The sequence below is a fragment of the Citrobacter sp. Cf087 genome, assembly GCF_030334285.1.
Lineage (GTDB): Bacteria > Pseudomonadota > Gammaproteobacteria > Enterobacterales > Enterobacteriaceae > Citrobacter > Citrobacter freundii.
Genome location: NZ_JAOWED010000028.1, coordinates 310587 through 323532, shown reverse-complemented (window position 1 = coordinate 323532; position 12946 = coordinate 310587). Strand labels below are relative to the sequence as shown.

The 12946-nt window shown below is 51.1% G+C and carries 14 protein-coding genes; 6 read left to right on the top strand and 8 right to left on the bottom strand.

The window, feature by feature from the left end; genetic code table 11:
* Nucleotide 1: 1 nt before the first annotated feature.
* The 4 genes from hybO to yghX all read right to left on the bottom strand — a co-directional run bounded on the left by hybO (nt 2) and on the right by yghX (nt 4424).
* Nucleotides 2-1120, bottom strand: a complete 1119-nt coding sequence (gene hybO / locus OGV57_RS10015) for a hydrogenase 2 small subunit (protein ID WP_003024486.1) — start codon at nt 1118-1120, stop codon at nt 2-4.
* Nucleotides 1121-1308: 188 nt separating this feature from the next.
* On the bottom strand, nt 1309-1596 hold the full coding sequence (locus OGV57_RS10010) for a DUF2623 family protein (protein ID WP_003838189.1): 288 nt from the start codon (nt 1594-1596) through the stop codon (nt 1309-1311).
* An 84-nt stretch (nt 1597-1680) separates the two neighbouring features.
* Nucleotides 1681-3321 carry a methyl-accepting chemotaxis protein gene (locus tag OGV57_RS10005; protein ID WP_003024493.1) on the bottom strand — a complete coding sequence of 547 codons (1641 nt, stop codon included), beginning with the start codon at nt 3319-3321 and terminating at the stop codon, nt 1681-1683.
* A 215-nt stretch (nt 3322-3536) separates the two neighbouring features.
* Nucleotides 3537-4424, bottom strand: a complete 888-nt coding sequence (gene yghX, locus OGV57_RS10000; RefSeq protein WP_003024495.1) for a YghX family hydrolase — start codon at nt 4422-4424, stop codon at nt 3537-3539.
* Nucleotides 4425-4579: 155 nt separating this feature from the next.
* Between yghX and OGV57_RS09995 the strand changes: the two genes are divergently transcribed.
* Nucleotides 4580-5620: an aldo/keto reductase gene (locus OGV57_RS09995; protein WP_054528781.1), complete on the top strand. Its 1041-nt coding sequence runs from the start codon at nt 4580-4582 to the stop codon at nt 5618-5620.
* 70 nt (nt 5621-5690) lie between these two features.
* Here the strand turns inward: OGV57_RS09995 and OGV57_RS09990 are convergent, their stop codons facing one another.
* Nucleotides 5691-6194, bottom strand: coding sequence for an ESA_00282 family adhesion-associated protein (locus OGV57_RS09990; protein ID WP_048218593.1), 504 nt, complete (start codon nt 6192-6194; stop codon nt 5691-5693).
* A 104-nt stretch (nt 6195-6298) separates the two neighbouring features.
* On the opposite strand from OGV57_RS09990, the gene OGV57_RS09985 reads away from it, so the two are divergent.
* Nucleotides 6299-6703, top strand: a complete 405-nt coding sequence (locus tag OGV57_RS09985) for a hypothetical protein (protein WP_054528782.1) — start codon at nt 6299-6301, stop codon at nt 6701-6703.
* A 1-nt stretch (nt 6704) separates the two neighbouring features.
* Nucleotides 6705-7112, top strand: coding sequence for a hypothetical protein (locus OGV57_RS09980; protein ID WP_003024504.1), 408 nt, complete (start codon nt 6705-6707; stop codon nt 7110-7112).
* A 77-nt stretch (nt 7113-7189) separates the two neighbouring features.
* On the opposite strand, the gene exbD is transcribed toward OGV57_RS09980, so the two are convergent.
* Together exbD and exbB are read right to left on the bottom strand one after the other, a co-directional pair.
* A complete protein-coding gene (exbD, locus tag OGV57_RS09975; protein ID WP_003024505.1) occupies nt 7190-7615 on the bottom strand; it encodes a TonB system transport protein ExbD in 426 nt (141 codons plus the stop codon).
* A 6-nt stretch (nt 7616-7621) separates the two neighbouring features.
* Entirely contained in the window at nt 7622-8356 is a 735-nt protein-coding gene (exbB, locus tag OGV57_RS09970; RefSeq protein WP_003024507.1) for a tol-pal system-associated acyl-CoA thioesterase, read from the bottom strand.
* 250 nt (nt 8357-8606) lie between these two features.
* Here exbB and metC point away from each other — a divergent pair, with 250 nt between their 5' ends.
* Together metC and yghB are read left to right on the top strand one after the other, a co-directional pair.
* The gene (gene metC / locus OGV57_RS09965) at nt 8607-9794 is read left to right on the top strand and encodes a cystathionine beta-lyase (protein ID WP_003024509.1); all 1188 of its coding nucleotides are present in this window, start codon (nt 8607-8609) and stop codon (nt 9792-9794) included.
* 131 nt (nt 9795-9925) lie between these two features.
* Nucleotides 9926-10585: a DedA family general envelope maintenance protein YghB gene (gene yghB, locus OGV57_RS09960; RefSeq protein WP_003024510.1), complete on the top strand. Its 660-nt coding sequence runs from the start codon at nt 9926-9928 to the stop codon at nt 10583-10585.
* Between the two features lie 73 nt (nt 10586-10658).
* Here yghB and OGV57_RS09955 read toward each other — a convergent pair whose 3' ends face one another.
* A complete protein-coding gene (locus OGV57_RS09955) occupies nt 10659-11558 on the bottom strand; it encodes an AraC family transcriptional regulator (RefSeq protein WP_054528783.1) in 900 nt (299 codons plus the stop codon).
* A gap of 194 nt (nt 11559-11752) precedes the next feature.
* On the opposite strand from OGV57_RS09955, the gene yqhD reads away from it, so the two are divergent.
* Entirely contained in the window at nt 11753-12916 is a 1164-nt protein-coding gene (yqhD, locus tag OGV57_RS09950; RefSeq protein WP_003838168.1) for an alcohol dehydrogenase, read from the top strand.
* Nucleotides 12917-12946: the final 30 nt, after the last annotated feature.

The window sequence follows — 12946 nt, the reverse complement described above, 5'->3', positions numbered from 1 at the left end:
GTTATTCTCCCCGTGAGTCAGCGTTATCTTTCTTTTGCTGACGCCCCAGTTCACGTACCGCCATCACGCTGACGCCGGCAACCAGTCCTACTACGCCACCCAGCAGTCCAATCGCTCCGGCAGATACATTACCGCCTTCTTTCATATTGACGTCAGGCTTCTCGGAACGCGGCGTTTGGTTTTCCACATGAGCAAGCTGGTGAATACCTTTATGGAAACCGACGCCTTCTTCGTTGCAGCCGTAGCAAGGGTGACCAATAGCCACCGGCCACACGCCGCCAACGTCGCAGAATTGCAGCGTTGAACAGTTGCCGTAGGTTTCTGGCCCTTTACAGCCCAGATGGTAGAGGCACCAACCTTCACGGTGGCCTTCATCGCCAAACTCTTTCGCAAAACGACCAGCATCGAAGTGCGGGCGACGTTCGCAGTGCTCGTGAATCAAACGGCCATAGGCGAATGTCGGACGGTTTTTGGTATCCAGCTTCGGCGGCTTACCGTAAGTGATGATATGCGCGACCGTTGCGAGGAAGTTATGCGGGTTCGGCGGACAGCCGGGGATGTTGATGATGGTTTTGCCTGGCAGAACTTCTTGCAGGCCGACGGCACCCGTTGGGTTAACGCCAGCGGCAGCAACACCACCCCACGCCGCGCAAGAGCCGATGGCAATGATAGCGGCTGCGCCTTCTGCGGCCCGGCGGATGTGATCCACGATCGGCTCACCGGCAACCATGCAGTAAATACCATTATCTTTCAGTGGGATAGATCCATCTACTACCAGAACATATTGCCCTTTGTACTTCTCCAGAGCGTTATGTTTGTTCTCTTCAACCTGATGGCCGAAGGCGGCAGAGAGCACCTCATGGTATTCCAGAGAGATTGTCTCCAGAACGAGGTTTTCCACTGTAGGGTGTGTCGCGCGAAGCAGCGATTCAGTACAACCCGTACACTCCTGGGCACCAATCCAGATAACCGGTGGGCGCTGAGGACGAGAAACTGATTCGGCCATTTCTGCGGCGGCTTTGCTACTGAGCCCCATGGTAGCGGCCAGTGCTGCACAAAGCTTCATGAAATCACGGCGATTAATGCCGCTCGAATTGATGAGAGAGTTATCTCCAGTCATTTTATAGTTATTCCGTTGCGAAGACCTGGCTTTTATTTTGCACCATTCGCATGTTGCATATTGCGATCGGCGCGCCATTACCACACTTTTTATATGGTTATGTGCATTATAATACTTCGACGGAGCAACAAAACGAAGGCGTAGGTCAATAGTGTAATTAATTAAAGCAAGATAATACCCCTTTCGGATCAAGCTTCGAGTCGATAGCCAGCCATGAAAAAACGAATTGTTGTACTGGATTGATTCTCTCTAAAGAAATCCATAACCATCTCTTTATCCAGTCCATAGCGACGCGTGAGGATGCCCGCTTCCCACGCGCTAAGCTGTCGATCGCCCGTTTTTTCAAACATGCGATGTGAAAATCCCAACACAAAACCACGCTTATAATCCGCACAAAAATTCGCCACTGAGCGTGCGCTGTCCGCACTTGAGGCGTTTAATCCGGCCATCAGGCCTTTTCCAAAATGGTTGTCCATGCATAACCTCCAATCGCTATATAATAAATTATATAGCGATTTTTTGAGCAAAGACCAGAGGTATCACGAACTTTTTATGCCAGCTTAAAAGGACACCCATTCATCCGTTTTAGCTGCCGCAGACGTTTTGCTGTCTGCTGAAGGGGAAGCAGTATTAGCAGCGGCGTATTGCACATCATTCGCTGAGAGGCGGAACTGTTGCACCGAGCGTTGCAGTTCCTCTGTTTGGCGTTCCAACGCCACGGCAGCGGCGGAGACTTGCTCTACCAATGCAGCGTTCTGTTGCGTTACGCTGTCCATCTGCGTGATCGCCACGCTCACCTGCGAGATGCCCTTATTCTGCTCTTCCGAGGCTGAGGCAATTTGCTTCATGATGACCGTAACTTCGGTGGCGCCGCGCAGAATTGCCTCCATGGTTAATCCCGTTTCTTTAACCAGACGAGCCCCCTGGTCGACACGACGCGATGACTCGCCAATTAGCGTCTCAATCTCTTTCGCCGCTCCGGCGCTGCGACTGGCAAGGTTGCGTACTTCACCGGCAACGACGGCAAAACCGCGCCCCTGCTCGCCTGCCCTGGCAGCTTCAACTGCGGCGTTCAGCGCCAGAATATTGGTCTGAAAAGCAATACTGTTAATAACTGACGTGATTTCCGCGATCTGTTTAGAGCTGGCGGCAATACCATCCATCGTCTCAACCACTTCTGAAACCAGCGTGCTCCCTTTACCTGCCGTTTCTGTGGCCGTATCGGCAAGCTGGCTGGCTTCACGCGCATTTTCAGCGTTCAGTTTTACCGTTGCGGTCAGTTGCTCCATGCTGGCAGCGGTCTCTTCCAGCGCCGCGGCCTGCTCTTCAGTACGTGAGGAGAGATCGTTATTACCGGTGGAAATTTCCGTCGCCCCTCGCCAGATGTTGTCACTACCTGAACGGATGGTACTGACGGCTTCGCGCAGGCTGTCCTGCATCGCGCACAGTAACGGCACCAGTTGACCCACACAGTTACGACCAAAATCTTCAATGGGATGGCTGAGATCGCCCTGCGCAATCTGCTGGAACTGCTGACGGATGCGTCCCAGAGGTTTCACCATCATGGCGACGAGGTAACGGTCGGTAAAGAACAGTAGGGCAATACCGAGGATAACGGCAGTAATAATTAACGTCCGGATGATAGACGTTTTGCCATCGACCATCACGCGGGTGGTATCAAGCCGCTCTCCTGCCGTGGCGTTAAAACGTTCGGCACTGGCGCCAAATTCACGGCTCAGCGCTGGCGTTATGGTACTGGCATGTTCCGCAAAGGCCGTGAGCGTGCCCTGCTTTGCCAACTGCATTTGCGGGATCACGCCATTGTCCAGCAGCGCCTGCCACTTCGTCAGTACCGCCGCGGCAACTTCCGGATCCATGGGGCCTGGAGACAATGTTTTCATCTCCTGGAGTTTTTTACTCATATTCTCCAGGGACTGCTGCGCCGGCGCAAAATCAGGCGTTCCGCCGCTCATTTTGACATCCATGGCGCGACTTAGGCGCGTTACGAAGCGAAAGTACTGATCGTTACCCTGACTGAGAACCGTCATCTGATGGACAAGATGGCGGTCAATATCATTGCCTTCAGATATTTTTGATAACGAATGAAGACTGAATAAACCCACGCCCGACCAGAGCAGGCAGAAAAGTCCCAGTATTGCCAACATGACAATACGAATAGTGAAGTTTTTCAGCAAACGCATAATAATTTCCTTGCCGTTGATGAGGAATTCGCCATCAGGCGATACTTATCCTTGTTATCGGCAGGCAGTAGAGAAGATATAATGCGTTCTTTATTTTTTTACTTTCTTAAGTACATCCACTATCTCTCCCCCCTATATCAATATGAATGCTAATGAAATTAGGTAGCATTATTATTCAGGTAATTAATTAAAAGCATTAAATAATCTATTGTTTTCTATCGCAAATATTTGTCAAACCACGCAAGAGTACGTTCCCAGGCTAAATCAGCGGTAGCTTTATCATAACGGGGGGTAGAATCATTGTGAAAGCCATGATTAACACCGGGGTAGATATATGCTTCATAGACTTTCTTATTCGCCTTTAGCGCCGCTTCATATGCAGGCCATCCCTCATTAATTCGGGTATCTAATTGCGCATAGTGCAGTAATAAAGGCGCGCTTATTTTAGGGACATCTGATGCAGGAACCTGACGCCCATAAAAAGGCACCGCACAGGCCAGTTCAGGGAAAGCCACAGCTGCGGCATTCGACACACCACCACCATAGCAAAATCCGGTGATACCTACCTTTCCTGTCGTCCCTGAATAATGCTGCATAAATTCAATGGCGGCAAAAAAGTCGTTCATTAACTTTACGGGGTCAACCTGCTGCTGCAATTCCCGACCTTTATCATCATTGCCTGGATATCCCCCTACCGAACTTAACCCATCAGGCGCGAGTGCCATAAAGCCCGCCTTCGCCACCCGTCGCGCCACATCTTCAATATACGGATTCAGCCCACGATTCTCATGCACTACCACCACCGACGGAACTTTCCCCGTCACCTTCGTAGGTTTAACCAAATACCCCCGCACATCACCATGTCCTTCAGGCGAGGGATAGGTAATATATTCCGCCAGAATATCGGGATCGGTAAATTCTACCTGCGTTGCGAGAGCGTAGTTGGGTTTCAATAAATTGAATAAGGCCAATGCCGTCATGCCACCCACTGCATATTTCGCTGCCATATTGAGAAACTCGCGTTTCGTTATTTTGCCATGAGCGTAATAGTCATAGTAGTCGAGCAGTTCTTGCGGAAAATCTTTGGCAGTCAAACGCGGCATCGTCGCACTCCTGATTGATGTTTTTTTAAGCAAAGCACAGTGACCTGTTTTTGCCCAGTTTTTCATCTCAGTGTGACCTGGTGAACGGGATATTCACCGTGAACCCGCTAGAATAGAAACGTTGTTTCGAAATTCACCTGCACTAAGGAGATCTCATGGCCTGGTTTGCCAATCCTGAACGTTACGAGCAGATGCTCTATCGCTACTGTGGGCGCAGCGGTTTGCGCTTACCCGCGCTATCGCTGGGTTTATGGCACAGTTTTGGGCACGTTCAGGCGCTGGATTCACAGCGAGCCCTGTTGCGTAAAGCATTTGATTTAGGCATCACGCATTTTGATTTAGCCAATAACTATGGGCCGCCACCAGGCAGCGCAGAAGAGAATTTTGGCCGATTACTGCGCGAGGATTTTGCACACTATCGCGATGAACTGATTATCTCCACCAAGGCAGGCTATGACATGTGGCCAGGGCCATACGGTTCTGGCGGTTCGCGCAAATACCTGCTCGCCAGCCTCGATCAGAGCCTGAAACGCATGGGCCTCGACTATGTCGATATCTTCTACTCGCACCGCGTCGACGAAAATACGCCAATGGAAGAGACCGCCTCAGCCCTGGCCCACGCCGTACAGAGCGGCAAAGCGCTGTATGTCGGCATCTCATCCTATTCGCCAGAGCGTACGCAAAAAATGGCCGAGCTGATGCGAGAATGGAAAATTCCCCTGCTGATCCACCAGCCGTCTTACAACCTGCTTAACCGCTGGGTAGACAGCAGCGGCCTGCTGGATACGCTGGAATCCAATGGCATGGGCTGCATCGCCTTTACGCCACTGGCTCAGGGACTACTGACGGGGAAATACCTCAACGGCATTCCGGAAGGTTCACGCATGCAGCGTGAAGGGAAAAAAGTTCGTGGGCTGACGGAAAATATGCTGACGGAAGAGAATCTTAACAGCCTGCGGTTGCTCAATGAGATGGCGCAACATCGTGGACAGTCGATGGCGCAAATGGCCTTAAGCTGGCTGCTAAAAGACAACCGGGTGACTTCGGTATTAATTGGCGCCAGTCGACCGGAGCAACTGGAGGAAAACGTTCAGGCGTTGGCGAACCTGACGTTCAGCACCGAAGAACTGGCGCAGATCGATAAGCACGTCGCGGACGGTAAGCTGAACCTGTGGCAGGCCTCATCTGACAAATAGCCGTATGTAACATCGTGCCGGGTGGCAGCGTTAGCCTCCCCGGCACGTAATACGGGCCAAACAGTCCCCTTCACACCTCTTCCGCTTTGATCTCCGGGCGTTGATACTCCGGCCACACCAGCGCGACAAGCGCGGGATAAGCCTCCAGACTGAACTCCCTGAAACACTGACGCAGGTTGAGCACGTCCAGGTCGGCATGCGGGACCTTCTCACCGTTCAAACAGCGCTTTTTAATATTGTCGTAATATTTATACACCGCAGAGTTGAGATCGCTACAACGCCGCTGCGCATCAAATAATCCAGGTGTCTCATTCAACTCCACCATTGTCATCCGCTTGATCGTGGAGTGGATAAAATCGATATATTCGTGATTAACGCGCCAATACCAGACTGGCGTAATCGAATTCATCAATACCGAGAAATGGTCCTCGCCTTCTTCTTTACTCAGCATTTCCGGCTGGTTTTCAGAGTGCCCATTTTCGGCATGTCGGTTTTTATTTGCACTGCGCATTAACAAAAGTACCCCGCAGGTCAGCAATAGCAGGGTAATAACAGAATAAAATATACTGTTCATATACTGGCTCCATTTTTTTTGATTTTAAAATTACGCCATGCTATTGTCAACGCGGCCTGGTTTATTTAAAACAACATATCATTGGCATCAAAGGATATTTCAACATGCTTCCCGAGCATCTTGTTCCCTCGCACTTTCACTTATCCAGCCCCGCTACCAATACCAACCCCGTAGATAATAGTGAAAATTTGACTCAGGGAAAGAGAACATTAAGCGATTACGAATCCGATATTTTGATTAGCTCAACGGTTACCGGTCAGTCACGAAATATGCTATTTGAAGAGTGCGACCGTCATTTAAAAGAGCGTCTGTTTCGTGCAGCAAAAATTGAGTCATTCTCTCGCCTGCTCAATTCACTACAAGCAGAAGGCGATATTAACGCACAAGAATTAAGTAAAATTTTGACTCAAAAAACAGCCATCATAAATGAACAGGGCAACAAAATTTGGCTTAATTTAATTACGCGTGAAACCAGCGCCCCTATTTTTTATTCTCTGGAAGAGAAATAGAATGAAAGATGTTGAGGATAACAATGTTTATTTGGCTTTAGATAACCATAAAAGCGATGAGTTTGTCTTAAAGCAAAATTTAGCCGTGTTGATTGCCAATAAAAACGCGACGCTGGAAAGCGTTGCTCAGGAGATAGTCTCTATTCCCGCTGCACTGGTGCGGATGAAATGGCAAAATCGGCGTGAAATTTACACGCTACAGGCTAAAGAAGAGATCTACGGTGCCGCGATCGAAGCCATTATGGAGCAGCAACCAGAACTGCGGGACAAAATCATGGCCCGACTGGAAAGCACCTACCAGCATATACTCGCGCGGGAAACAGCCACCTTACGCCTGACACGAAAGCTGTCTGAAGGGAACTACGAACCCACCAGGACAACCACGGTCGCGTTAGACGAGAACAGATAAGAACAGGTATGCGAGAGAGTTGAATCAGGAGAGGCACGCCGGGTAAGGCGGCAACCATTACCCGGCAATGAGGAGGATTACTTCGCTTTCACAGTCTCTTCGCCAACCAGACCAATCTTCAGGAAGCCCGCCTGATGCAGCGTATCCATAACCTTCATCATGGTCTCATAATCAACGGTTTTATCTGCCCGGAAGAAAATGGTGGTGTCTTTCTTCCCATCTGTCAGTGCATTTAACTCGCTAATCATGGTGTCATCCGTCACCTGATTGTTGCCAATAAACATACTTTTATCGGCTTTAACAGACAGGTAAACCGGTTTTTCCGGACGCGGCTGCGGCGTGCTGGTGGAGGCAGGAAGATTCACTTTCACATCCACCGTTGCTAACGGTGCGGCCACCATAAAAATGATCAATAAAACCAACATAACGTCGATAAACGGCGTCACGTTGATTTCATGCATTTCACCGTTATCGTCCAGGTTTTCATTAAAGCTCATTGCCATGGAACATTATCCTACACGTAATTTCTGCGCTGCACGTACCGGATGCGCGGATGCGCTTGCGTTCAGGTCCAGATCGCGACTTTGCAGTAACAGCACCTGTGCCGCGACGTCACCCAGCATCGCTTTATAGCTGCCAATCTGACGTGCGAAAATGTTGTAGATAACAACCGCTGGAATTGCTGCGACCAGACCAATTGCGGTCGCTAACAGCGCTTCTGCGATACCCGGCGCAACAACGGCCAGGTTGGTCGTTTGAGTTTGTGCAATCCCGATGAAGCTATTCATGATGCCCCATACGGTACCGAACAGACCGACGAATGGAGAGATAGCCCCGATGGTGGCCAGGTATCCGTTACCACGTCCCATATGACGACCTACCGCCGCCACACGACGCTCCAGACGGAAGCCGGTACGCTCTTTAATGCCTTCGTTATCGTCACTGCCTTCTGACAGTTCCAGCTCGTTTTGCGCTTCGTTAATCAACTGTGCGCCCAGGCTTTTGCCATCGAATCCTGCGGCAATCTCACTTGCCTGATCTAAAGAGCGGGCTTCCGCCAGCAGTTGCTGTTCACGCTTAAGGCGGCGTTTCTGAGTAAAGAACTCAAGGCTCTTACTAAAGAAGATAGCCCAGGTGACCACTGACGCCAAAATCAGCCCAATCATCACGCACTTAACCACGATATCGGCGTGCTGATACATACCCCAGACGGAAAGATCCGTCTGCATCAAATTATTACCCACTCTGTATCTCCAGGACGCAAATCACAAAATCTGAGCGTAATGATATCAAAAAGACGTCGAATTGATAGTCGTTCTCATTACTATTTACATATTGCCGCACCTTTGGTTTCTTTTCCTTGCGCTTACGCAGTAAAAAAGTCACCAGAAGCATTTTGAGATTATTTTCTACTGTATGACCGTTCTGCAGGATGCGTCATCTTTGATTCATGGTAGTTTAGACATCCAGACGTATAAAAACAGGTAAGACAACATGGCAGATAAGCAACTTGAAACCAAGCTCGTTCACGCAGGACGCAGTAAAAAATACACGCTGGGCTCGGTAAATAGCGTGATCCAGCGCGCTTCTTCGCTGGTGTTTGACACCGTGGAGGCCAAAAAGCAGGCCACACACAACCGTGCCAACGGTGCGCTTTTCTATGGACGTCGCGGAACCCTGACGCATTTCTCTCTGCAGGAAGCGATGTGCGAACTGGAAGGCGGCGCGGGTTGCGCCTTGTTCCCTTGCGGTGCGGCTGCCGTTGCCAACACCATCCTCGCTTTTGTGGAGCAAGGCGATCATGTGCTGATGACCAATACCGCCTATGAACCCAGTCAGGATTTCTGCACCAAAATTCTCGGCAAGCTTGGCGTGTCCACCGGCTGGTTCGATCCGCTGATTGGCGCCGATATTGTGAAGCACATGCAGCCGAACACCAAAGTCGTATTTCTGGAGTCGCCCGGCTCTGTCACCATGGAAGTGCATGATGTTCCGGCAATTGTTGCCGCCGTCAGAAGCGTAGCACCTGACGCAATCATCATGATTGATAACACCTGGGCTGCCGGGGTGCTGTTCAAAGCGCTGGATTTTGGCATCGATATTTCTATTCAGGCAGGCACCAAATATCTGATTGGCCATTCCGACGGCATGGTCGGAACGGCGGTATCTAATGCCCGCTGCTGGGATCAACTTCGCGAAAATGCGTATCTGATGGGGCAAATGCTGGACGCCGATACCGCCTATATGACCAGCCGTGGGCTGCGTACGCTGAGTGTACGCCTGCGTCAGCACCATGAAAGCAGCTTAAAGGTCGCCGAGTGGCTGGCCAGCCATCCGCAGGTCGCCCGCGTGAACCACCCGGCACTACCCGGCAGTAAAGGACATGAATTCTGGAAGCGTGATTTCACCGGCAGCAGCGGCCTGTTCTCCTTTGTATTGAATAAGAAACTCAATAATGAGGAGCTGGCCGCGTATCTGGATCACTTCAGCCTGTTCAGCATGGCCTACTCTTGGGGCGGTTTTGAGTCGCTGATTCTCGCCAACCAGCCGGAACACATTGCGGCAATCCGTCCGCAAGGCGAGGTGGACTTCAGCGGAACGCTCATCCGTTTGCATATCGGTTTAGAGAATGTTGACGATCTGATTGCCGATTTGGCCGCAGGATTTGCCCGAATCGAGTAAAATTGCCACAGATGGACATATATGCAGACACTTCTGGTGGAAAAGTCTGCAATTGTTGCGTCCGGGATCAAGGCATCCCGGGCAATTCAGGAGTACAATCCACATATAAACGCTGTTCCACAGGAAAGTCCATGGTAGTCATTCAAGATATTGTCTCCGCGCTCTGGCAACACGATTTTGCCGCACTGGCGGATCCGCACGTTGTGAGCGTGGTGTACTTCGTCATGTTCGCCACACTGTTTTTAGAAAATGGCCTTCTGCCCGCCTCCTTTTTACCCGGAGACAGCCTGTTATTACTGGCAGGAGCGCTGATCGCTCAGGACGTGATGAGTTTTTTACCTACCATAGCTATTCTGACTGCCGCAGCCAGTCTGGGCTGCTGGCTGAGCTACATTCAGGGACGCTGGCTGGGCAACACGCGCACGGTGAAAGGCTGGCTGGCGCAATTACCTGAAAAATACCATCAACGCGCTACCTGCATGTTTGACCAACACGGGTTGATGGCGCTGCTTGCCGGGCGTTTCCTGGCGTTCGTCCGTACCTTGCTGCCAACGATGGCGGGCATTTCAGGGCTTCCTAACCGTCGGTTCCAGTTTTTTAACTGGCTGAGCGGACTGCTGTGGGTCACCGTCGTTACCAGTTTCGGCTATGCGCTGAGTATGATCCCGTTCGTCAAACGTCATGAAGATCAGGTGATGACCTTTTTAATGATCCTGCCAATTGCCCTGTTAACCGCAGGTCTGTTGGGAACGCTGTTCGTGGTGATTAAAAAAAAATACTGTAGCGCCTGAGTATTAGCCGTATGCCGGAGTCACTCCGGCATTTCATTGATGGCGCACAGCTAGCTTTAAAGCCGACAAGAAATCAACTCCCCTGCATCATACGAATTCTTGCCGCATCTTCCCCCGGCGTTACGCCAAAGAAACGTTTGAAGTCCCGACTGAATTGCGATGCGCTCTCATAGCCGACGCGCATTGCAGCCGCACTGGCCTTCATTCCATCGTGGATCATCATCATCCGTGCTTTATGCAGGCGATAGCTCTTCAGATATTGCAGCGGCGAGGTACTGGTCACCGCTTTAAAATTATGATGAAACGCCGATACGCTCATGTTCGCCTCTGCCGCCAGCTGTTCTACATTGAGGTTTTCGGTGTATTTGGTTTCAATCCGCTTGAGTACCCGGCTTATCAAACTGAAATGCGTCTGGCGACTTACCAGCGCAAGTAACGCGCCACCACGCGGCCCGGTCAGCACATGGTAGAGGATTTCGCGAATGATCTGTTTCCCCAGAATACGCGCATCCAGCGGTCGCTCCATCACATCCAGCAGGCGCTCAGCAGCACAGAGAATTTCGTCTGAGAGCGTCGCAGAGTTAATCCCACTGGCAGCCATAGCGGGCTGGAACAGCTCGTCTTCCCCAATGTCCATCAACAGCTCCTGCAATTGCAGGATATCGACATTCAGGTAAATACCGGCCAGAGGAACCTCCGGCGTCGCATACGTTTCACATTCGAAGGGTAAAGGTACGGTTAGCAGCAGGTATTCGTTGGCGTCATAGCGAAATACGCGCTCATTAATGTAACCAATTTTATGTCCCGAAAAGAGAAATATGATGCCTGGCTGATACATGACTGGTGTACGCGCCGCCGGCTCCGTACCGTGTAGCAGGCGGACATCTGGCAGCAGTTCGCTAAGTTTATTTTCATTGTTTTTCAGATGCTTAATTTTATCTGTCAGCAGAAGGCAGATCTCATCACGGTTCATGGGGCACCATTTCATTATCGTTTTTCGACCCTGACATAATGCGCAGATTTATCCGTTTTCTCCAGCAGTCTGTAGAAATGGGCAAGACATCGGCAGAAATGAGCATTGAGAGCAGCGCGGCGGGCGACCACAATGTTCATCATCCGGCAGACACTCTCCTGCCCTCTTTTATTACCCACCAAAGGGAACGAGCAATGAACAACTTTAATCTCCATACCCCAACACGTATTTTGTTTGGTAAAGGCGCGATTGCTGAGCTGCGCGATCAAATTCCTCAGGACGCTCGCGTACTGGTTACTTACGGCGGCGGCAGCGTGAAAAAAACAGGTGTCCTGGCACAGGTTCAGGACGCGCTGAAAGGCCTGGACGTGCTGGAGTTTGGCGGTATCGAGCCAAATCCGTCTTATGAAACGCTGATGAACGCGGTAAAAATCGTGCGTGATGAGAAAGTGACGTTTCTGCTGGCAGTAGGCGGCGGTTCCGTGCTGGACGGCACCAAATTCATCGCGGCTGCTGCACAGTACGCTGACGGCATCGATCCATGGCGCATTCTGGAAACCCACGGCAACGACGTAACAAGCGCCATCCCGATGGGCTCCGTATTAACCCTGCCCGCAACCGGCTCTGAATCTAACTCCGGCGCGGTAATTTCGCGTAAAACCACCGGCGATAAACTGGCCTTTATGACCCCGTTTGTGCAGCCAGTATTTGCCGTACTGGATCCGGTTTACACCTACACCCTGCCGCCACGTCAGGTTGCAAACGGCGTCGTGGATGCGTTCGTTCATACCGTTGAGCAGTATGTGACTTATCCGGTCGACGGGAAAATTCAGGATCGCTTTGCCGAAGGCATTCTGCTCACACTGGTAGAAGAAGGTCCGAAAGCCTTGCAGGAACCGGAAAACTACAACGTGCGTGCGAACGTCATGTGGGCGGCAACCCAGGCGCTGAACGGTCTGATTGGCGCAGGGGTACCGCAGGACTGGGCAACGCATATGCTGGGCCATGAACTGACTGCAATGCACGGTCTGGATCATGCTCAAACACTGGCCATCGTTCTGCCAGCGCTGTGGAATGAAAAACGTGATACCAAGCGTGCCAAACTGCTGCAATACGCAGAGCGTATCTGGAATATCACCGAAGGAAGCGATGACCAGCGCATCGACGCCGCCATTGCCGCAACCCGCGCTTTCTTCGAACAAATGGGCGTACCGACTCGCCTGTCTGACTACGGTCTGGACGGTAGCTCCATCCCGGCGCTGCTGGAAAAACTGCAAGCGCATGGCGGTACGAAACTGGGCGAACATCAGGACATTACGCTTGAGGTCAGCCGTCGGATTTACGAAGCTGCCCGCTAAGGTTTTTTAACCTCCGCCTTTCGTTTTTGG

Excerpts from the sequence above, each read along its gene's own strand:
- hybO (WP_003024486.1), bottom strand. The coding sequence starts at position 1,120 with ATGACTGGAGATAACTCTCTCATCAATTCGAGCGGCATTAATCGCCGT.
- OGV57_RS10010 (WP_003838189.1), bottom strand. The coding sequence starts at position 1,596 with ATGGACAACCATTTTGGAAAAGGCCTGATGGCCGGATTAAACGCCTCA.
- OGV57_RS10005 (WP_003024493.1), bottom strand. The coding sequence starts at position 3,321 with ATGCGTTTGCTGAAAAACTTCACTATTCGTATTGTCATGTTGGCAATA.
- yghX (WP_003024495.1), bottom strand. The coding sequence starts at position 4,424 with ATGCCGCGTTTGACTGCCAAAGATTTTCCGCAAGAACTGCTCGACTAC.
- OGV57_RS09995 (WP_054528781.1), top strand. The coding sequence starts at position 4,580 with ATGGCCTGGTTTGCCAATCCTGAACGTTACGAGCAGATGCTCTATCGC.
- OGV57_RS09990 (WP_048218593.1), bottom strand. The coding sequence starts at position 6,194 with ATGAACAGTATATTTTATTCTGTTATTACCCTGCTATTGCTGACCTGC.
- OGV57_RS09985 (WP_054528782.1), top strand. The coding sequence starts at position 6,299 with ATGCTTCCCGAGCATCTTGTTCCCTCGCACTTTCACTTATCCAGCCCC.
- OGV57_RS09980 (WP_003024504.1), top strand. The coding sequence starts at position 6,705 with ATGAAAGATGTTGAGGATAACAATGTTTATTTGGCTTTAGATAACCAT.
- exbD (WP_003024505.1), bottom strand. The coding sequence starts at position 7,615 with ATGGCAATGAGCTTTAATGAAAACCTGGACGATAACGGTGAAATGCAT.
- metC (WP_003024509.1), top strand. The coding sequence starts at position 8,607 with ATGGCAGATAAGCAACTTGAAACCAAGCTCGTTCACGCAGGACGCAGT.
- yghB (WP_003024510.1), top strand. The coding sequence starts at position 9,926 with ATGGTAGTCATTCAAGATATTGTCTCCGCGCTCTGGCAACACGATTTT.
- OGV57_RS09955 (WP_054528783.1), bottom strand. The coding sequence starts at position 11,558 with ATGAACCGTGATGAGATCTGCCTTCTGCTGACAGATAAAATTAAGCAT.
- yqhD (WP_003838168.1), top strand. The coding sequence starts at position 11,753 with ATGAACAACTTTAATCTCCATACCCCAACACGTATTTTGTTTGGTAAA.